The following is a 19,827-nucleotide window of genomic DNA, read 5'->3' as shown; positions in this document are numbered from 1 at the left end:
GAGACCCATCATGACCATCGCCATCCATCCCGTCGCACCTGCACCTGTCGATCCTGTCGACCACCTGCTCGAGATCGGCCTGAAGGACCTCTGGTACCCGATCTGCCCCTCGCACTTCATCAAGGAGAACCCGATCTCCCTGCGCCGCCTCGGCCGCAAGATCGCGCTGTGGCGCGATGGCGAAGGCGTGCTGCATGCGCTGGAAGACCGCTGCCCGCATCGCGGCGCGCCGCTGTCGCAGGGCGTGGTGCTGGGCGACCGCCTCTCGTGCCCGTACCACGGCGTCGAAGTGCGCCACGACGGCGTCGTCACGCGCGTGCCCGGCAGCCCCGGCTGCAAGCTCGAAGGCTCGCGCGCCACGCGCCACTTCCATGTGCAGGAGCGCGCGGGTGCCGTGTTCCTCTACAACGCGAAGGAGCCGGTCGACGTGCCGCCGCCGCTGGTGCTGCCCGAGCAGCTGACCGACGAGGCCGAGTACTCGAACTTCCTGTGCTACACGGAATGGAAGGGCGACTACCGCTACGTGCTGGACAACGTGATGGACCCGATGCACGGCACCTACCTGCACAAGCAGTCGCACTCGATGGCCGAGGGCGATTCGAGCGCCAAGTTCGGCGTCCGCCCGACCGACATCGGCTTCGTGTTCGAGAAGGAAGGCCAGCGCAACGTCAACTTCGACTGGACCGAATGGGCCGACACCGGCATCCACTGGATGCGCCTGGAGATCCCGTACCCGAAGACCGGCGGCCCCGGCGGCAACTTCATCATCATCGGTGCCTTCTCGCCGATGGCGAACGGCATGACGGCCACCTTCTTCTGGCGCGCGCGCAAGCTGCCCAAGGGCTGGGAGCGCGACACCTGGCGCTTCCTGTACAAGAACCGCCTCGAGGCGCGCCACTGGCACGTGCTGGAGCAGGACCGCGTGATGCTCGAAGAGATGGAAGCCGACGCCAACCAGCACGAGAACCTGTACCAGCACGATCTGGGCATCGTCCGCCTGCGCCGCCACATGCGCAACCTGGCCCAGGCGCAACTGGCCGAGGCCGAAGCCGCCACGGCCTGAACTGCAAGCAAGCGAGCATCGCCATGTCTTCTCCCACGCTGAACGCCCTCGTGCACACCATGCGCTACGAGGCCGACGGCATCGTCAGCGTCGAGTTCCGGCCGGCCACGCCGGCGGTGGACTTTCCCGCCTTCGAGGCCGGCTCCCACATCGACCTGCACCTGCCCAACGGGCTGGTGCGCAGCTATTCGCTGTGCAACCCTTCGAGCGACCGCCAGCGCTATGTGGTGGGCGTGCTCAACGACCGCAAGAGCCGCGGCGGCTCGCGCTACGTGCACCAGCAACTGCGCGTGGGCATGACGCTGCCGATCTCGGCGCCGCGCAACAACTTCAAGCTGGAAGAGGGCGCCGAACGCTCGGTGCTCGTGGCCGGCGGCATCGGCGTGACGCCCATCTGGTGCATGCTGCAACGCCTGATCGCCATCGGCAAGCCGGTGGAAATCGTGTACTGCGCGCGCACCCGCAAGGAGGCCGCCTTCTGCGATGCCATCGAGGCGCTGGCCACCGAGAAGTCGGTGCAGCTCACCTGGCACTTCGACGACGAGAAGGGCGCACCGCCCGACCTCGCATCGCTGCTGGCCGGCAAGGGCGCCGCCAGCCACTACTACTGCTGCGGCCCCACGCCGATGCTCGACGCCTTCGAAAAGAGCTGCGAGCAACTGGGCTACGCCAACGCACACATCGAGCGCTTCGCCGCCGTGCATGTGGAGGCGCCCAGCGCCACCCAGACGTGTGTGGTGCAGTGCGCCAAGAGCGGCAAGAGCGTCGAAGTGCCTCCGGGCAAGTCGATTCTCGACAGCCTGATCGACGCTGGCCTCAACCCCGACCACAGCTGCAAGGAAGGCGTCTGCGGCGCCTGCGAAACGGCGGTGCTCGAGGGCGAAGTCGATCACCACGACGGCATCCTCACCAAGATCGAACGTGCGTCCAACAAGACCATGATGATCTGCGTCTCTCGCTGCAAGGGCGAGCGATTGGTGCTGGACATCTAAGCAAGGCCACAAACCACAAGACGGCCAAGAGAAAAAACCAACCGAGACATTCCATGAAAAAGTACTTGATCGCGATGGCCGCGGCCACCGCGGCTGGCGGAGCGCTGGCCCAATCTTCCGTCACGCTCTTCGGCGTGGTCGATGCTTCCGTCGTCTACACACGCGGCAGCGGCGACGGATCGGCCCACAAGACGCAGCTGGGCAACAGCGGCAACATGTTCAGCCGCCTTGGTTTCCGCGGCACCGAAGACCTCGGCGGCGGGCTCTCGGCCAGCTTCTGGCTCGAGATGGGCCTGCAGAACGACAGCGGCACGGGCTTCCCGTCGAACTCGAACAACCAGGCCAGCGGCAACGGCACGCCCGGTGTGATGAGCTTCAACCGCCGCTCGACCGTGAGCCTGGCCGGCCCCTTCGGTGAAGTGCGCCTGGGCCGCGACTACGTGCCGGCCTTCTGGAACACCGCGATCTTCGATCCCTTCGGCACCGGCGGAGGCATCGGCGCCAACCAGATCTACTTCTCGGGCCTGGGCGGCCTGGTGGCACCCACCGGCACGCGTGCCTCGAACAGCATCGGCTACTTCCTGCCGGCCAACCTGGGCGGCTTCTACGGCCAGGTGATGTACGCCATGGGCGAGAACGATTCGACCTCGGTGCTGGCCGGCACCAAGGTGTCGAACAAGCGCGACGGTCAGCACACCGGCGCGCGCTTCGGCTACCAGAGCGGCGGCCTCAACGTGGCCATCGCCACCGGCCGCACGCGCTACGTGAGCGGCGATTTGCGCGTGACCAATCTCGGCGCGGCCTACACCTTCGATGCCTCGCTCATGAACCTCAAGCTCACGAGCGAGCTGTACAAGGAATCGAAGGGCACCACCGATGCCAAGGGCGTGCTGATCGGCTTCCAGCTGCCCATCGGGCCGGGCGAGATCAAGGCCTCGTACGCGCGCTACAAGCTGGAGCCCGTCAATGCGGTGCGCGAGCCCACGACGTCGAAGCTGGCCATCGGTTACGTGCACAACCTGTCCAAGCGCACGGCGGTGTACGGAACGATTGCGCGCATCAGCAACAAGAACGGCGCGGCGCAGGCCCTGGCCGGTGCCATCACCATGCCCAACCGTTCCTCCAGCGGCATGGAGTTCGGCATGCGCCACATGTTCTAGGCGCGGCAGGACAGCGCGCCCCATCCACGCAGAGAGAGCCCCGATCATGCAGAGCAAGAACTTCCGTTGGTACGGCGTGATCACGCTGTTCGTGATCGTCGCGATCTCCTACGTGGACCGCATCAACATCGCGGTGCTGATCACCGATCCGGCCTTCCTGAAGCACGTGGGCCTCGACGCCTCCGACCGGGTGAGCCAGGGCCTGCTGGCCACGGCCTTCATGCTGGGCTACGGCATCTCGGCCTTCGTGCTCACGCCGTTCTGCTCGGCGCTGTTCGGCGTGCGGCGCAGCCTCATCTACGGTCTCATCCTGTGGGGTGTGGTGACCTGGGCGTCGCCGATGTTCAACAGCTATGGGCTGCTGCTGGCCTCGCGCGTGCTGCTGGGCGTGTCGGAAGGGCCGCTGTTCTCGCTGGCCTCGTCGTACATCAAGGCGCACTTCCAGAGCCACGAGAACGGCAAGCCCAACGCGCTGGTGAACATGGGCACGGGCCTGGGGCTGGCGGTGGGTTATCCACTGGTGGGCTACCTGCTCACGCAGTTCGAATGGGACAGCTCGTTCCACGTGCTCGGTGTGCTCAACATCGTGCTGGGCATTCCGCTGGTGCTGGCCTTCGTGCGCATGCCCGCGGGGCACGGTGACGGCGTGAAGCCTTCGTCGATCGGCGATGCGATGGCGCGCGTGGCCGGCATCGTGAGGGGCGCGCTGCACACGCGGCACCTGTTCCTCATCACGCTGCTGACCTCGGCGGCACTGGCCTACCTCTGGGGCAGCAGCAACTGGCTGCCGACCTACCTGCGCGAGGCGCGCGGCTTCTCGATGCGCGAGATGGGCTGGATCGCCTCGCTGCCGCAGTACGCGACGGTGCTCGCGGTGTTTACCGGCGGCGTGCTCATCGACAAGCTCGGGCGCGACCGTGTGCCCTTCATCTTCATGGGTGCGAGCGCGGGCGTGGCGCTGTCGGTGCTGCTGGCCATCAATGCGCGCGACCCGTACATGGCCGCGACCTGCCTCGTGGCGGCCAACTTCTTCTGGGGCCTGCAAAGCCCGGCCATTCCGAGCACGGTGCAGCACTGCTCGCGGCCCGAGCACACGGCCAGCGCCTTCGGCGTGACCAACGGCGTGGGCAGCCTCGTGGCGGGCTTCATGCCGGCGCTGATGGGCGGTGTGATCAGCGCGGTATCGCACGGCTCGGGCGCAGCGCACACAGCGGTGACCGCGGCCTCGTCGGCGGCAGGTTTCTTCGCGGGCTTCGCACTGCTCGTCGGCACGCAGGTCGTCGTGTTCGGCTGCGGCTTCCTGCTGTGGTGGCGCGAGCGTGCGCAACGCACCGCTGCAGTCTCTGGTTCACAGCTTTCGTAGCCTTCTTCGCGGCTTGTACCTTCGTACTGTGGCCGCTTCGTCACAGTGCGCAGCCTTCGTTTTTGTCATCTGCGTGAGCAGGTGTTTCGGGCGCAGAACCATCTTCGTATCGCATGGCACACGTCGCGTGCCATGACGCCATTCGGCCTATCGCGCGCGAACAATTGGAGAGAGAAAAGTTCCGCGAATCGTTGAGCTGACTGCATCGATCAGCTACAACTGCGTGCACTTCAACGGACGAGGGAATGCGCGTGAAACCAACCACAAGAGCCGCAGCCAGTCTTGCCGTCGCCATTGCTTTTGCCATGGCCCCGGCCGTTTGCCTTTCGGGTGAACGCATCGCATCGATGCACGGGCACTGAGCCCGACCCGCACACCCCACCGCGTTCACACGCTCCCCCGACACCCCGTGTCCTGACGGGAATGGCGCCGCTCGCCCCGCGCATTCTGGGACCACCGCTGCACACGCGGTGCGGTCCGGCCTGAGCCTGCGTTTCTGACGAACTGTCTGTTCGCCGGAAGGGCACAGTGCCGCCCGCATTTTTCGATCTGTCGTTCAACTCATCCCGCGCGCGTCACGTGCATCGCCGGCTATCCGCCGGTGCCTGCGGTGCGGCGCATGTTCCTTACCAAGAGTACCCAGAGGCGATCATGAAAAAACTGAATACACCTGTCGTTCATTGCCTGGCCCTCACAGCCGTGACGCTCGCCGCGCTGACGGCCTGCGGTGGTGGCGGAGACAGCGGCGGTGGCGCATCGTTCGGCGGCGCGGGCCTCGGTGCGCCCTCGCTGGCCAACGCGCCCGCGGCCGACAGCGGCGACACCACCAAGAAGACGCCCGACGACGGCGTGCCTGCCGCGTCCGATTCGTCGGTTGCCGCGGTCGACCGCTCGGCCCGGCCGATGGAGCTGCCCGACACGGTCTGGCCCATCAACTACAAGCTGTGGTTCCGTCCCGATGCGGCGCTCAAGACCTTCGTGGGGCGCGCCGACGTGGAGATCGAAGTGCTCAAGCCGGTGGACGCCATCGTCGTTGCCGCACATGACCTCAACTTCGCGCGCGGGCGCACCACGCTGCGCAAGCTGTCGAAGCCGGGCGAGGCGATCCCGCTGATTCCCACGCCGCAGACGCGCGGCGACTTCGTGCAGATGCGCCTGAACGACGGCCAGATCGCCAAGGGCAAGTACCTGCTGCACATGGAGTGGGACGGCAAGATCCAGTTCTCCGACGCCGAATACTGCACGCCCGAGGTGATGGCGAAGAACCCGCTGTGCTCGGCCGCGTCGGGCATCTTCAAGGTGGGCCTCTCGACACCCGAGGGCGTGAGCAGCGATGCCATCGTGACGCAGGGCGAAACCAACTTCGCGCGCCAGTGGTTCCCGGGCTGGGACGAACCGGCCTTCCGCCACACCTTCGAGATCTCCGCCGAGGTGCCGGGCGACTGGAAGACGGTGTCGAACGGCGCGCAGACCGAGGCCGTGAAGCTGCCCGACGGCTACCAGCGCGTGGCCTTCGAGAAGACGCCTTCGATGCCGATGTACCTGGCCTTCTTCGGCGGCGGCAAGTTCGACATCCTGGCCGACACCTTCAAGAATCCGCTCGACGGCAGCGACATGGCGCTGCGCTGGTTCACGCCGCCGGGCCGCTCCGACTGGGCCAAGTTCGCGATGGAGTGGACCAAGGTGTCGATGGACTACTACTACAAGTACACCGGCATCCCGCTGCCGTTCAAGAAGTTCGACACCGTGGCCGCCAACGACAGCTACGACAACAAGCCCAACACGGGCTTCGGCGGCATGGAGAACTGGGGTTCGATCTTCGAGTTTGCCGATGCCGTGCTCACCAAGCCCGGCGACAGGCCCACGCTGTACTCGGTGACCGTGGTGACTCACGAAGTGGCGCACCAGTGGTTCGGTGACCTGGTCACGCTCGACTGGTGGGACAACGTGTGGCTCAACGAGTCGTTCGCGCGCTGGTTCGAACGGCGCACCACGATCAAGTTCCACCCCGAGTACTACAGCTTCTCCGACTATGTGCTCGACAAGCACAACGTGATCGTGGCCGACCTGAAGCCCTCGGCGGTGCCGGTGCAGCGCAACCTGAACGACGCAGGCTCGTTCGGCTTCATCAGCCCCGCGATCTTTGTCTACAACAAGGGCAGCCACGTGCTGGAGATGGTGCAGAACTACATCGGCGAAGAGGCGATGCAAAAGGGCCTGCAGATCTACCTGAAGGACTACGCGTACGGCAACGTCACGCCCACGCGGCTGTGGACCTCGCTGGAGAAGGCCGCGGGCGGCAAGAAGGTGGCCGATATCGGCGACAGCTTCATCCGCCAGACCGGCATTCCGCTGCTCACGGTGGACGCGCAGTGCGCCGGCAACCGCACCTACGTGAACATCACGCAGGAGTCGTTCCCCAACCAGAACCAGTTCCCGGCCTCGACGTGGACCATTCCCGTCACGCTGGCGTATGGCGATGCGATGGAAAAGCGCGAGACCTTCGTGATGTCCAACAACGCGACGCAGTTCGAGCTGCCGGGTTGCACCGCGGTGCTGGCCGGGCCGACGGGGCAGGACTACTACGTGAGCAACTACAGCGCCCAGTCGTGGAGCAACCTGCTGGCCAAGGTGCAGAACTTCGCGGGCAACAAGCCGCTGTTGCTGAACATCGAGCGCGATGCCTTCCGCCTGCTGGGCGTGGGGCGCATCACGCAGGCGCAGTACGACCAGATCAAGGGCGTGCTCAACCTGCCGGCGCCGCTGCTCGCCAAGACGCAGCTGAGCCAGCAGAAGATGGCGGCGGTGGAGGCGGGCGGGAAGGAAGAGTACCCGCACGCACTGCGCTTCCAGGGCAACCTGACGCTGCGCGAGAACCAGAAGCGCTGAGTTGAACTGAGCTTGCTTTCGTGAACCCCGCATGTGCCGCCGGGTGTGCCTGGCGGCACATGCGCCACCTCATTTCGAACCTCATGAAAACTCTTCTGAACTTTCTGCTCGCGGTGGCCTGCGCGTCACTGCTTTCGGCCTGCGGCGCACGCGGCGAGCCCGAGACCGAACTGGTCGGCGTCTACGCCGTCGAACGCAACGGCGTGCTCAAGGAGGTCGTCAAGATCGAGCGCGACGGCGACCGCTACGTCATGCGCGACAAGGTGCGCACGCCCGAATGGAGCGAGCCCAAGATGCAGATGAAGCCCGTGACGCGCGAACGCTGGAGCCGCATCACCACGGACACGGAGAACACGTCCTTCGTCGGGATCTCGAGCGACCAGCTCGGCGTCTTCAAGGTGCCGCCTGGGTGGCAGAAGAACGGCTTCAAGACGCAGACGGGGTACTTCCTGTTCTATTCACAGGGGCCTGTGGAGGCGCACAAGCTTTGAGGCGGTCGGCCGCTCAAGGCGCGACGATCGCGCCTTCGATGCGGTGCCGCTTCAATGCATTGGCCACAAAGCCGGACGCCTTCATCTCTTCGACAAAGGCCGCCAGCAGCGCCTGCGCCTCGGCCCCGCGACTGGCCGGCGTGCCCATCGCCTGCTGGATCACCATGAAGCGACCCGGCAGCACGCGCACGCCCGGTGCGCGGGCCGCTTCGCCTTCGAGCAGCTGACGGATGCCGGCGGCCACTTCGACCTCGCCCGCACGCAGTGCGGCGAGCGCAGGGCCCGCGCCCTGCAGGCGCACGATCTCGGCGGCCTTGATCTCGCGCGTGAGGAACAGGTCGTAGGCGCTGCCCGAGCCGACCGAGATGCGGTGGCCCTTCGCATCGACCTGTGCGTTGTCGGTCAGCGGCGATGCGTCGGACACGAGGTAGCTGCCTTCGATGAGCACATAGGGCGCCGTGAAGCGCAGGCCTTCGCTGCGCGCGGGGTCGACGGCGAAGAAGCCGATGTCGGCCTTCTCGTTCTTCACCGCGTCCACCGAGGCTGCGGCCTTCTCGAACACCACCAGCTCGATGCCCACGCCCAGCCGCCGCGCGAACTCGCGGGCCAGGTCGATCGACACGCCGACCGGCTCGCCGGTGGCGGGGGCCTTGTTGGCGAGGATCGGGTTGCCGAGGTTGATCGATGCGCGCAGCGTGCCGCTGGGTGCGAAGGCTGTCACGAGGGCGGGAGAGACAAAGGTGGTCATGGCGTCCGTTCGTCGGGAAGGCGGAAGGAGGGGATGAAGGCCGCCAGTTTACGGGTCGAGGCCGCGGCGCTCAGCGCGCCGACATCGGCTCCAGCCCCGTCTTTGCGATGGTCGGTGCCGCGGCCGGCGCGTTGAGGTAGCGGATCAGCTGTCGCGCCGCTTCGGGTTGCTTCGACGCGGTGGCGATGCCGGCCGAGAACACCGTCACGCGTTGCACCTCGGCGGGCAGCGGGCCGATGTAGTCGATGCCCTCGATGGGCAGAAGCTCGCTCACCTGCTGCAGGCCGAGCGCCGCGTCGCCGCGCGCCACCACCGTGCCCACGCGCTCGCTCAGGATGCGCTTGCTCTTGGGCTTCACCTGGTCCTCGATGCCCAGCTTCTTGAGCAGCTCGGTCTCGTAGTAGGTGCCGCTCGCGCTCGCCGAGTAGGCGATCGACGGCGCCGCAAGCAGCGTGCGCTTGAGTGCATCGACCGTGCCGATGTCGGGCTTGGGTGCGCCCTTGCGCACCGCGAAGCCGATCGACGAACGCACCAGGTCGACCTGGCTGCCCGCCACCACCTTGCCTTGCGCCACCAGCGCATCGAGCGCCGGGCGCGCGAGGATCACGACGTCGGCCGGCTCGTTGCGCCCGAGGCGGCTGGGAATCGAGTCGCTGGCGTTGCCCATCGAGGCGCCGTAGGCCGTCTTCACGCTGCGGCCGCTGCTGCGTTCGAAACCGGGGCGCAGCTCGTTGTAGGCGGCGGTGAAGCCACCGGAGGTCATGACGTGGATGTCGCCGGTGGCTGTTGCTGTGGGCGGGGTGCCGGCGCAACCGGCAAGGACGAAAGAGGCGGCCAGCGCCAGTGCGGCGCGGCGGGTCAGGGCGGAACGGGGAACGAAAGCTTTCACGGCGTAGGTCTCCTGAAGATCGTGCCGTGTCATCGTAGGGGCCGAGGCTGTCAATCGGCCCTCAGGAAATACGGGGTTACTACTAGCGTGACGGCTTGGGCGCAGCCGCGTCCTTGTCGGGCGCACTCGCCGCCGGCAGGCGCCCCCGCTTCGCGAGCCCTTCGCGCAGCAGGAACTCGACCTGCGCGTTCGCGCTGCGCAGTTCCTGCGCCGCCAGCCGCTCGATCTCGGCCCACAGGGCCGGATCGATGCGCAGCGGGTAGGACTTCTTACCAGGACTGGCCATCAGGGAACAACAACGTGGTAGTGGCGGCGACGGATGCGTGCCGTGGATGCATCAGGTGTAGAGCGTGCCCGTGTTGACCACGGGCTGGGTCTCGCGGTCCGAGCACAGTACCACCAGCAGGTTGGACACCATCGAGGCCTTGCGCTCGTCGTCGAGCACGACGAGGTTGCGCTCCGACAGCCCCTTGAGCGCCGCCTCGACCATGCCGACCGCGCCCGCCACGATCTGGTGCCGCGCGCTCACGATGGCCACCGCCTGCTGGCGCCGCAGCATCACCTGCGCGATTTCCGGCGCATAGGCGAGGTGGGTGAGCTTGGCGTCGAGCACCTCGACGCCGGCACTGGCAAAGCGCTGGTTCAGCTCGGCCTTGAGCGCGTCGGCCACCACGTCCAGGCCGGCGCGCAGCGTGACCTCGTCGCTTTGCAGGTCGTCGCCGCTGTCATAGGCATAGATCGTGGCCAGGTGACGGATGGCGGCTTCGGACTGGATGGCGACGAACTTGTTGTAGTCGTCGATCTCGAACACGGCCTGTGCCGTGTCGTGCACGCGCCAGACCACGGCCGCGCCGATCTCCACCGGGTTGCCGCGCTTGTCGTTCACCTTCAGCGGCGGCGTGTTCAGGTTGCGTGCGCGCAGCGAGATCTTCTGGCCCGACTGGAACGGGTTGGTCCAGCGCAGGCCCTCGCTGCGGTCGGTGCCCTGGTACTTGCCGAAGAGCGTGAGGATGATGCCCTCGTTGGGCTTGAGCATGTACAGCCCCGGCAGCAGCGTGACGCCGACGACGATCAGCAGGATGCTCAGGGGCAGCGGCATCACCCGCCGCACGAGAACCCAGGCGCCGACCGCAATGATCAGCAGCGCCACGGCGACGATGCCGTATCCGTTGACGGACCGATACGGCCGCTCCCTGCGGACCGGGCGAGGGATGGACGGGGTCTGCTCATGCATGAAGGCCTCCTGTTTAAAGTGATATCACTTTAATATCTTTTTGGAGGTCGTCAAGAATTTCTTTCGGCCCGCCTTCGCCGGTTCGGCTGCCTCGCGCAGGCACTGTGCGAACTGCGCGACGAGGGGCGGGCTGGCCCGTGGCTTGCGCTGCAGGAGCCCGATCTCGCGGTGGAACGTGGCCTCGCCCAGCGACAGCATGCGAACGCCCGGCGGCAGCGGAAGGTGGGCCTCGACCCATGGCACGAGCGCAACGCCCAGGCCCTTGGAGGCCAGGTGGATGAGCCCGGAGATTTCGTCGACCTCGATGGCGTCGCTGACCACGAGGCCTTCGCGCTGGAGGAATCTCTCGACCATGCGCCCGCCGAACGATGCGCGGTCGTAGCGCAGGAACGGCTGTTCGCGCAGCAGGGTGCGCCAGTTCCTGCCCGGCACGTTCGCAGGGGCAAGGAGCACATAGGGCTCGCGCACCAGGGTCTGCCACGTCAGCTCCGGAAGAATGCCGAAGGGCGGCCGGATGATCACGGCCGCATCGATGTTGCCGGCGTCCAGGTCGTCCATGAGCCGCATCGAAACGCCGGGCGAGATGTGCACGCGCAGCAGGGGGAAGCCGGCGCGCAATTTCTCGAGCGCGCGTGCCACCAGCGTCGGCTGCGCGGACGCAATGGCGCCGATGCGCAGCAGCCCGGCGTTCGCCGCGTCGTCGGGCAACTCGCCGAGCCTGGCGAAGAGCGCGCAGATTTCCTCTGCTCGCCCCAGCGTCGTTTCGCCGGCTGCATTCAAGGTGGCGGAGCGGCCCGTGCGATCGAAGAGCGGGAACCCCAGCGATTCCTCGAGGCGCTTGATCTGGCTGCTGACCGCCGATTGCGTCAGGCCGATGCGCTCTCCCGCCGCGGCGAATGTGCCGTGGCGGCACACGGCGATGAAGGTTCGAAGCTCGGTGATCATTCTTGATTCATCGAATTTGGTGTTGCTCAGCGTAGAAATATATCGTTTTCGGTTATGTGGCCCGCTGCTTAGAGTTCGCTCACCCTGAACTCCTTGATCGATGAACCCCATGAGCACCCCCACTGCACGCATCCCCTTCCACCTGGCCTTTCCCGTGCGCGACATCGCTGAAGCGCGCGCCTTCTACGGCGAGTTGCTCGAATGCCCGGAGGGCCGCAGCTCGGCCGAGTGGGTCGACTTCAACTTTCATGGCCACCAGATCGTGGCGCACCTGGCGCCTGACGAGTGCGGCCACAAGACGCACAGCGCCGTGGATGGCCACGACGTGCCCGTGCGCCACTTCGGCGCCGTGCTGCCGATGGACCTGTGGCAGGCGATGGCCGACAAGCTCATCGCACGCCAGACGCAATTCGTGATCGAGCCCTACATCCGGTTCAAGGGCGAGCCCGGCGAACAGGCGACGATGTTCTTTCTCGACCCGTCGGGCAACGCGATCGAGCTGAAGTCCTTCGCGAACCTGGATTCGCTGTTCGCCGTCTGAAAGCGTCGACGTGAAAAAGAGCCAATGCCTTCTGGCGGCCGCGACGGCTGCGGCGCTCCTGTTGTGCGCCGGGCGTGCATCCGCCCAAACCGACGTGCTGAAGAAGATCAAGGCGTCCGGCGCCATCACCATGGGTGTGCGCGACGCTTCGGGCGCCATGTCCTTCACCCTGGGGGGCGGCAGCTACACGGGCTTTCACGTCGAGGTCTGCGAACGTGTCATTGCCGATATCGGAAAGGCGCTGCAGATCGGCAAGGTCCACGTGAAGTACCAGCTCGTCACGCCGCAGAACCGCATGCCGCTCGTGCAGAACGGAACGGTCGACATCGAGTGCGGTACCACCACCAACAATGCGGCGCGTCAGAAAGACGTCGCGTTCGCCCCGACGCTCTATGTCGAAGGCGTTCGCATCGCTGTCAAGGCGGCATCCGGCGTGGCCTCCGTGGCGCAGCTGGCCGGCAAGGCCGTGGCCGTCACCACGGGGAGCACTTCCGTCCAGCTCCTGAGAAAACTCAAGCGCGACAACGCCCCCGAGATCGCCGAGGTCTACGCCAAGGACAACAGCGAAGGCTTCCTGCTGCTCGAATCGGGCCGTGCAGAGGGCTTCGTTGCCGACGGCCAGATCCTTGCCACCTTGATTTCGAAGAGCAAGGCGCCGGCGCAGTACCGGTTGCTCGACCAGGTGCTCAGCGTCGAGCCGATCGGGATCATGATTCCCAAGGGCGACGCCGCGTTCAAGAAGCTGGTCGATCAAAGCGTCGCATCATTGGCAAGGAGCGGGGAGGCCGCGCGGATCTACGACAAGTGGTTCATGCAGCCCATTGCGCCGCACGGCGCGAAGGTGGGGCTGCCGGCCAGCGCCCTGACAAAGGCCGCCTGGGCCAACCCCACCGACAAGCCGATGGAAGACTACGAGCTGCGATAGGACGGCACCCGCAAGGCGATCAGGTCGAATGATCAGTTCGAATCAGGCGATCAGGTCGAAGCAGCAGCCCGCGTAGTAAGGCTTGTCGCCGCCATCGACGAAGGGCACCTCGATCGGCTTGCCCTCGTTGCGCCACACGTCCCGCTTCCGGTAGCCGGAACGTGCGAGGTCGGCCAGCAGCTCGTCGTGGTGCTGGATGCGGTAGGCGCACACGGCCACGCCGATGCTGTTGAGCGTGTAGATCGTGCGCTCGGGGTGCACGGCCGTGGTGTTCATGACGATGCGCCGGGGCTTCACGGCGAGTGAAGAAAGAATCGCGTCCATGCGGGTCGGCAGGTACTGCAGGCTGCCCGAGACATACAGCACGTCGCAGCCGCTCGCATCGCGGTAGTCGGTGGTGAAGCCGAGCTGCCCGGTCGCTTCGCGCTTGATGGCCATCGCGCGGCCGCTCTCGACCACGCCGGGCACGTCGCACACCGTCCAGCGCAGGGTGTCGGGATAGGTCAGTACGCGCCGGAAGGCGTAGTACTTGATGCCGACGTGCCCGCCCAGGTCGAACACACGCGTCAGACCCGCATCGATGGAGCGGCCCAGCCAGAAGAGGCCGGGATAGTCGTAGAAGTAGATCTGCGGGCTGTAGAGCTCGCCCGCGTCGGCATTGGCATAGCCGACGGCCTTGCTGGGCGGTGCACCGGCCTCGGCCGCCGCGAAGCTCTCGAACGACCCCATGAAGAGGTTCTCGTCCGTGTTGTTCAGGAACTTGCGCTTGTACGCGCTTTCGCGGGGCGGGAAGGGCAGCAGGCTTGAAAGCATTTCTCTCTCCTGTGGCTTGCCCATTCTGAGCGTAACCGCGGCCTTGAAGGGCGATAGCCCAGCGCTGCGGGGGCGGTTACCCCGTGGGGGTTTACATGCCGCTTGCCTGCGCCGCGGGCTGCGCCCAGGTCTCGGGCTGCGGCTGTGGCGTGGCCCCTTCGCGGCGGCCCGGGATGACCTCGGACGCAGGGGGCGGTGCGCATTCTTTGCATGCGCTCGGCGCATGCAAAGAATGCCGATGACTAGAACTTTCTTGTTCTTCTCCTCTGGGAATCCGGATTTCGGCCGCCGTATCGCATGCGTCAGCGGTGCGTGATTGTTTCAATCCCGTGAACGCCGCGATTCCTTTTGCTGCCGTTTTTTTGGGCGCTTCAGGTTCAAACTTCATCCCATCAACACACCACCTGAAGGAGATTGAAATGAATGCCTCGAAGACCCTCGCTGCCGTTGCGCTCTCGCTCCTGGCTGTTGCCGGTGCCCACGCAGAAACCTATGACGGCGTGCACACCGTGCACTCGACCCTCTCGCGTTCGGAAGTGACGTCGCAAGCCGTTGCCGCCGCCCGCGCCGGCAACGAGTACAGCGATGCCGCCAGCGCCGGCGCACAGACCTTCACCTCGACCGCCGACCGCTCGACGATCCGCGCTGAAGCCGTCGCCAAGGCCCACGACCCGCTCGCCAGCCTCGACCGCCGCGCGTTCTACCGTGACGAAGTGCCGGCCGCGTACAAGAAGCCCAGCGTGTCGTTCACGCGCCAGGCTGGCCTCTGATCCTGCAGCGCTTGCGGGAACGAACGGACCTTCGGGTCCGTTTTTTCGTTTGCGCGTCCCGCACGAAACCGCCACGGCGGGCGGGTAAGCTCGCGCCCCATGAAGCGCAACAGCACGCCCCGAACCTCCAGCACCAAGGCCACCGGCGCACCGCCGCCCGAGGCACCGGACGGTCAGGTCTCGGCAGTGCTGGCGCGCATCGAGACCCTGTGGTCGTCGCTCGGCCCCGTCGGGCAGCGCATCGCGGACTTCATCGTGAAGAACCCGCGCGAGGTGGTCCACATGTCGGTGAGCGAGGTGGCGGAGCGCACGGGCTCGAGCGAAGGCAGCATCGTGGGCCTGTGCAAGAACCTCGGCGCCACGGGCTTTCAGCAGATCAAGATCGCGCTGGCGCAGGAGATCGTGCGGCCGGTGCAGTTCATCCACGAAGACCTCGATCCCCAGGACAAGGCGGACGCGGTGATTCGCAAGATCTTCCAGAGCAACGTGCAGACGCTGCACGACACGCAGTCGATGCTCGATGCGAAGGCCATGGAGCGCGCGGTGCAGCTGTTTCGCAAGGCCGAGCGCATCGAGATCTACGGCATCGGCAGCTCGGCCACCATCGCGGAAGACGCGCACTACCGCATGCTGCGCATCGGCCTCAATGCCAAGGTGGTGGTCGATTCGCATGTGCAGGCGATCAGCGCCTCGCTCACCAGCCCCAAGGTGGCGGTGCTCACCATTTCGCATTCGGGCAGCACGCACGAGACGGTGACGGCCACGCGACTGGCCAAGGAGGCCGGCGCGGCCACGGTGTGCATCACCAACTTCGGCAAGTCGCCGATCCAGGCCTTTGCCGACGTGCTGCTGTTCACCATGGCACGTGAGACCCACTTCCGCACCGAGGCGATGACGAGTCGGCTCGCGCAGTTGGCGATCATCGATGTGCTGATCGCCTGCCTGGCGCTGTCGGACTACGACACCTCGGTGCGCACGCTGCGCCAGACCTTCGACGTGCTCTCGCTCAAGCGGTACTGAGGCGCGGCCTCCACGGTTTCCGGGATGGTTCCCGGGATGGGGGAGGCCAGCAGCCCCGCCACGCTCGGCGCCACAGCACCCGGTGATTCACCCACGAGCAGGCAGGCCAGGCCGAGCCGCGCGGCGCCTTCGCCGTCGGTCAGCGGGTTGTCGCCGACCACCACCGTGTCTTGTGCATTCGCGCCGAGGCAGCGCAGGCCTTCCTCGAACAACAGCGGCGCGGGCTTGCCCACCACGCGCCACGGCTGCACGCCGCTGGCTGCGAGCACGGCCGCGAGCAGCGCGCCGGTCTCGGGCACCACGCGGCCTTGCGGGCCCGGGTGCGTGGCGTCGGCGTTGGTCACCATCAGCTTCGCACCGCGCCGCAACTCGTTCGCGATGACCGACAGGCGCGCGTGGCTGAAGTGCATGTCGAGCGCGAGCAGCACGAAGTCCGCCTCGGCCGGCACCAGCCGGCAACCCTGCGCACGCGCATAGCGCTGCAGGGCAGGGCTCGCGGCCAGGAGCACGCGCGCCTGCGGATGCGCCTGCGCCAGCTGGCGCACCGCGAGTTCGCCGGCCAGCACGATGCGTTCCGGCGGCACGCGCAGGCCCGACTTGCGCAGCCGCACCGACAGGCCCTGCGCCGTGTGCGTGGAGTTGTTGGACACGATGGCGTAGCGGTCGTCGAAGTGGGCCAGCAGCCGGGCTGCGCCGTCGATGGCTTCCTGCTGGCGCACCAGCGTGCCGTCGAGGTCGACCAGCAGGTGGCGGGCCCGTGCGAGCGCGCTGAAGGCGCTGGCGTTCATGGTCCCGTTCGTGGTCCCTGGTGTCTTGTGTTGTGTGCTCATGGATCTCCGCGGATGGGGGCCGTCCTGGGGGCTCGGCCATGGCGGCGGATTCTATTGAATATTGCTCAGTGGTATTTGAATTTTGAAATGAGCTTATTTCATTTTCCTGTCATCTATGGCTCCTAAAGTTCTCTTCATCCCGGCGTTGCAACCGCACGCCGATCGCTTTCCAAACGAAGGAACCGACCATGAAAAAGCTCCTGGCCACCGCGGCCGCCGCCCTCTCGCTGTGCGCAGCGCTGACGCTTCCGGCCCATGCCCAATCGGTGGCCGACGGCTCGCGCGAACGTCCGCTGCGCGTGCTGCTGATCCCGGCCGACGGCGGCACAGAGTCGGGCACCAAGGCCGACTACGCGCCGGTGTTCAACGCCATCACGCGCAGCACCGGCTTGAACTTCGATCTCAAGGTCGGCCAGTCGTACGGCGCGGTGGTCGAGGGCATGTGCAACCAGTTGGCCGACATCGCCTTCTTCGGCCCCGTGTCGTACGTGCAGGCGCACAAGCGCGGCTGCGCGCAGCTGCTGGCGGTGGGTGTGGAGAAGGGCGCCTCGGTGTACTACGCCGGCATGTTCGCCAAGGCCAACGCACCCATCGCGTCGGTCAAGGACCTCAAGGGCAAGCGCGTGGCCTTCGGTGATGTCAACTCGGCGTCGAGCTTCACCTTCCAGGTCGCGATGCTGCTGGACGCCGGCATGGACCCGGCGAAGGACCTCGGCGCCATCCGCATGACCGGCAGCCACGCCAGCAGCCTGGCCGCGCTGGTGCAGGACCAGGTCGATGTGGCCTCGCTGTCCTTCGACTCCTACGAGAAGGCCGTGAAGCAGGGCGTGGTCGACCCGAAGACGGTGAAGGTGGTCGCGCGCAGCATGGCCATTCCGTACCCGCCGCTGGCGCTCAACTCGAAGCTGCCCGAGCCGCTGAAGGTGAAGCTGAAGGACGCCTTCCAGACGGTGAACAAGGCTCCCGGCGTCACGCCCGACATGATCCGCGGCTACGGCGGCGGCAAGATCGACGGCTACGACACCAAGTTCTCCGAAGACGAGTTCAACGTTGCCGCCGAGAAGCTCGGCCTGCTGACCGACGAGCTCAAGGGCCGCATCCTCGCCAAGTCCGCCGAGCGTTGAGCGCCGCCATGCTGAATTTCGAATCGGTCGCCATGCACTACGCCGACGGCACGCGTGCCCTCGACGGCGTGTCGCTGCAGGTGCCGGCAGGGCAGTTCTGCGTGGTGCTGGGCGCCTCGGGCGCGGGCAAGTCGACGCTGCTGCGCATGGCCAACGGACTGGTCAGGCCCACGCAGGGCTCGGTGCGGGTGGAGGGCGTGCAGATCGCCGCGAACTCGCTGGCCCGCATCCGCCCGCGCATCGGCATGATCCACCAGCAGTTCAACCTGGTGCTGCGCGCTACCGTGGCCGACAACGTGCTGGCCGGTGCGCTGCCTGCGTTGCCGACGTGGCGCGCGCTGCTCGGGCTCTTCTCCGAAGTACAACGCGCCAAGGCCTGTGCGCTGATCGAATCGGTCGGCCTGCAGGAGCAGCACCTGCTGCGCCGCGTGAGCGAACTCTCGGGCGGGCAGCAGCAGCGCGTGGGCATTGCCCGCGCCTTCATGCTCGAGCCGCCGCTGGTGCTGGCCGACGAGCCGGTGGCCAGCCTCGACCCGCAGACCAGTCACGACGTGTTGTCGCTGCTGCGCACGCAGGCACGCGAACGTGGGACCACGGTGCTGTGCAGCCTGCACCAGATCGAGCTGGCCTGCGAGTTCGCCGATCGCATCGTCGCGCTGCGTCATGGCGCGGTGGTGTTCGACGGCGCGCCCGCGGCCTTCGACCCGACGGTGTTCGATGCGGTCTACGGACGTGCGTCGGTACCTGCGCGGCCGGTGCCCGAAGCGCTGCGGCCGCTGCACACCGGCACGCTGGAGCTGGTGCCATGAGCCGGCCCGCGTCCGCCTGGGAACTGCCGCGCCCCTTCGGCGCCCGCAGCCTCGCCGTGCTGCTGCTCGTGGTGGTGGTCGGTTTCTTCGCCGGCCAGCGCGTGGAGATGGGCCGCATGTTGTCGCTCACGGGCGAGGGCGTGCTCGCGGCCGTCGGCCTGCGCGACCAGTCGCAGGTGCTGTCGGGCCTGGGCACCATCGCGAAGTCGCTCTTTCCGCCGCAGATATCGGAGCGCACCGAGGTCTCGCGCATCGAGGGCTTTGACCGCGCGCAACTCCCGTGGTTCTCGCATGTCGAGACCGAAGAGTCGCGTCAGCCCAAGCTCAACCCGCAGACGCTGCAGATGGAAGAGGTGGTCGACCGGCGCGAGGTGCTGGTCGAGCCCTTGGGCTACCTCTGGCATGTGGCGGTGAAGATGCTCGAGACCTTCGAGATCGCCATCTGGGCGACGCTCCTGGCCATCGTGCTGAGCGCGCCGCTGGCCTGGTGCAGCGCGAAGAACTACACGCCGAACCGCGCCGTCTATGCGCTGGCGCGCGGCATTGTCGGCATGTTCCGCGCGGTGCCCGAACTGGTGAGCGCGCTGTTCCTGGTGCTCGCCTACGGCTTCGGCCCCATTGCCGGCGTGCTTGCGCTCGCACTGCACTCGGCGGGCTTCCTCGGCAAGTTCTATGCGGAAGACATCGAGACCGCCGACGACAAGCCGCAGGAAGCGCTGCGCGCCATCGGCGCCAACAAGCTCAAGGTGATGCGCTTCGCGGTGCTGCCGCAGGTGATGCCGCAGTTCATTGCCTACACGCTGTACATCCTCGACCGCAACGTGCGCATGGCCACCGTGGTGGGGCTGGTGGGCGCGGGCGGCATCGGCCAGGAGCTGAAGGGCCGCTACGACATGTACAACTACGCGCATGTCGGAACGATCCTGATCGCGATCTTCCTCACGGTGCTCGTGCTCGACAGGGTCGCAGCCCGGTTGCGCAGCCGCTATGCCTGAGCGCTGACGTTCATCGATTCGCCCATTCCGGGCACTGAGTTCATTCCGTTTTTCCCCGTTCCGGTGCAAGCCCTTCGAGGCCTGCACGGCCCGGCTTCGCCCTGCGTTTCTTCCCACGCCCCTTCGATCCAGAAAAGGACACCTCCATGACCACACGTTCTTCCCGGTATGGCCTCGCTGCGGCGGGCTTTCTCCTGTGCCTGAGCCTCGCCGCGTGCGGCGGCGG

General features: G+C 66.6%; 20 protein-coding genes. 13 read left to right on the top strand and 7 right to left on the bottom strand.

The genetic code is table 11. The features are described 5' to 3' along the window. Positions 1-10 precede the first annotated feature (10 nt). The 6 genes from D3H34_RS21010 (at position 11) to D3H34_RS20985 (ending at position 7,958) form a co-directional block, all read left to right on the top strand. Positions 11-1,063 (top strand): aromatic ring-hydroxylating oxygenase subunit alpha, encoded by a 1,053-nt coding sequence (locus tag D3H34_RS21010; RefSeq protein WP_119556187.1) that lies wholly within the window; start codon positions 11-13, stop codon positions 1,061-1,063. A gap of 23 nt (positions 1,064-1,086) precedes the next feature. Beyond that, positions 1,087-2,055, top strand: coding sequence for a PDR/VanB family oxidoreductase (locus tag D3H34_RS21005; RefSeq protein ID WP_119556186.1), 969 nt, complete (start codon positions 1,087-1,089; stop codon positions 2,053-2,055). Positions 2,056-2,108: 53 nt separating this feature from the next. Then, positions 2,109-3,215 (top strand): porin, encoded by a 1,107-nt coding sequence (locus tag D3H34_RS21000; protein ID WP_119556185.1) that lies wholly within the window; start codon positions 2,109-2,111, stop codon positions 3,213-3,215. Positions 3,216-3,261: 46 nt separating this feature from the next. Continuing rightward, complete coding sequence (locus tag D3H34_RS20995; protein ID WP_119556184.1) at positions 3,262-4,578, top strand: MFS transporter; 1,317 nt, start codon at positions 3,262-3,264, stop codon at positions 4,576-4,578. 651 nt (positions 4,579-5,229) lie between these two features. Further along, a complete protein-coding gene (locus D3H34_RS20990; RefSeq protein WP_119556183.1) occupies positions 5,230-7,467 on the top strand; it encodes a M1 family metallopeptidase in 2,238 nt (745 codons plus the stop codon). An 83-nt stretch (positions 7,468-7,550) separates the two neighbouring features. Further along, the gene (locus tag D3H34_RS20985) at positions 7,551-7,958 is read left to right on the top strand and encodes a lipoprotein (RefSeq protein ID WP_119556233.1); all 408 of its coding nucleotides are present in this window, start codon (positions 7,551-7,553) and stop codon (positions 7,956-7,958) included. Positions 7,959-7,971: 13 nt separating this feature from the next. On the opposite strand, the gene D3H34_RS20980 is transcribed toward D3H34_RS20985, so the two are convergent. The 5 genes from D3H34_RS20980 to D3H34_RS20960 all read right to left on the bottom strand — a co-directional run bounded on the left by D3H34_RS20980 (position 7,972) and on the right by D3H34_RS20960 (position 11,774). Beyond that, a complete protein-coding gene (locus D3H34_RS20980; RefSeq protein ID WP_119556182.1) occupies positions 7,972-8,706 on the bottom strand; it encodes a transporter substrate-binding domain-containing protein in 735 nt (244 codons plus the stop codon). Positions 8,707-8,776: 70 nt separating this feature from the next. Next, positions 8,777-9,628: a substrate-binding domain-containing protein gene (locus D3H34_RS20975; RefSeq protein WP_119556181.1), complete on the bottom strand. Its 852-nt coding sequence runs from the start codon at positions 9,626-9,628 to the stop codon at positions 8,777-8,779. A 49-nt stretch (positions 9,629-9,677) separates the two neighbouring features. After that, positions 9,678-9,881 (bottom strand): type II toxin-antitoxin system antitoxin, encoded by a 204-nt coding sequence (locus tag D3H34_RS20970; protein WP_119556180.1) that lies wholly within the window; start codon positions 9,879-9,881, stop codon positions 9,678-9,680. Positions 9,882-9,932: 51 nt separating this feature from the next. Beyond that, complete coding sequence (locus tag D3H34_RS20965) at positions 9,933-10,829, bottom strand: SPFH domain-containing protein (RefSeq protein WP_119556179.1); 897 nt, start codon at positions 10,827-10,829, stop codon at positions 9,933-9,935. Positions 10,830-10,853: 24 nt separating this feature from the next. Beyond that, a complete protein-coding gene (locus D3H34_RS20960) occupies positions 10,854-11,774 on the bottom strand; it encodes a LysR family transcriptional regulator (RefSeq protein ID WP_119556178.1) in 921 nt (306 codons plus the stop codon). 109 nt (positions 11,775-11,883) lie between these two features. On the opposite strand from D3H34_RS20960, the gene D3H34_RS20955 reads away from it, so the two are divergent. Both D3H34_RS20955 and D3H34_RS20950 read left to right on the top strand, forming a co-directional pair. Continuing rightward, positions 11,884-12,315, top strand: coding sequence for a VOC family protein (locus tag D3H34_RS20955; protein ID WP_119556232.1), 432 nt, complete (start codon positions 11,884-11,886; stop codon positions 12,313-12,315). A 10-nt stretch (positions 12,316-12,325) separates the two neighbouring features. Beyond that, entirely contained in the window at positions 12,326-13,240 is a 915-nt protein-coding gene (locus D3H34_RS20950) for an amino acid ABC transporter substrate-binding protein (RefSeq protein ID WP_119556177.1), read from the top strand. A gap of 42 nt (positions 13,241-13,282) precedes the next feature. Here D3H34_RS20950 and D3H34_RS20945 read toward each other — a convergent pair whose 3' ends face one another. Further along, positions 13,283-14,053, bottom strand: coding sequence for a TIGR04325 family methyltransferase (locus tag D3H34_RS20945; RefSeq protein WP_119556176.1), 771 nt, complete (start codon positions 14,051-14,053; stop codon positions 13,283-13,285). A 419-nt stretch (positions 14,054-14,472) separates the two neighbouring features. On the opposite strand from D3H34_RS20945, the gene D3H34_RS20940 reads away from it, so the two are divergent. Then, positions 14,473-14,823, top strand: coding sequence for an alpha/beta hydrolase (locus D3H34_RS20940; protein ID WP_119556175.1), 351 nt, complete (start codon positions 14,473-14,475; stop codon positions 14,821-14,823). Positions 14,824-14,922: 99 nt separating this feature from the next. Then, entirely contained in the window at positions 14,923-15,843 is a 921-nt protein-coding gene (locus tag D3H34_RS20935) for a MurR/RpiR family transcriptional regulator (RefSeq protein WP_286186010.1), read from the top strand. Here the strand turns inward: D3H34_RS20935 and D3H34_RS20930 are convergent. Beyond that, positions 15,780-16,631 (bottom strand): HAD-IIA family hydrolase, encoded by an 852-nt coding sequence (locus D3H34_RS20930; protein WP_119556174.1) that lies wholly within the window; start codon positions 16,629-16,631, stop codon positions 15,780-15,782. The two genes, D3H34_RS20935 and D3H34_RS20930, sit on opposite strands and share 64 nt — an antisense overlap. A 230-nt stretch (positions 16,632-16,861) precedes the next feature. On the opposite strand from D3H34_RS20930, the gene D3H34_RS20925 reads away from it, so the two are divergent. Genes D3H34_RS20925 through phnE form a run of 3 tightly spaced genes read left to right on the top strand, consistent with a single transcriptional unit; the run spans position 16,862 to position 19,601 of the window. After that, positions 16,862-17,797 (top strand): phosphate/phosphite/phosphonate ABC transporter substrate-binding protein, encoded by a 936-nt coding sequence (locus D3H34_RS20925; protein WP_119556173.1) that lies wholly within the window; start codon positions 16,862-16,864, stop codon positions 17,795-17,797. Between the two features lie 8 nt (positions 17,798-17,805). Then, positions 17,806-18,606, top strand: a complete 801-nt coding sequence (gene phnC / locus D3H34_RS20920) for a phosphonate ABC transporter ATP-binding protein (RefSeq protein WP_119556172.1) — start codon at positions 17,806-17,808, stop codon at positions 18,604-18,606. Next, positions 18,603-19,601, top strand: coding sequence for a phosphonate ABC transporter, permease protein PhnE (gene phnE / locus D3H34_RS20915; protein WP_119556171.1), 999 nt, complete (start codon positions 18,603-18,605; stop codon positions 19,599-19,601). Before phnC ends, phnE begins: the two co-directional genes overlap by 4 nt. Positions 19,602-19,827 lie beyond the last annotated feature (226 nt).

The sequence above is a fragment of the Acidovorax cavernicola genome, assembly GCF_003581445.1.
Note: the sequence above shows the minus strand (reverse complement) of the source record. Positions and strands in the feature narration are given on the sequence as shown.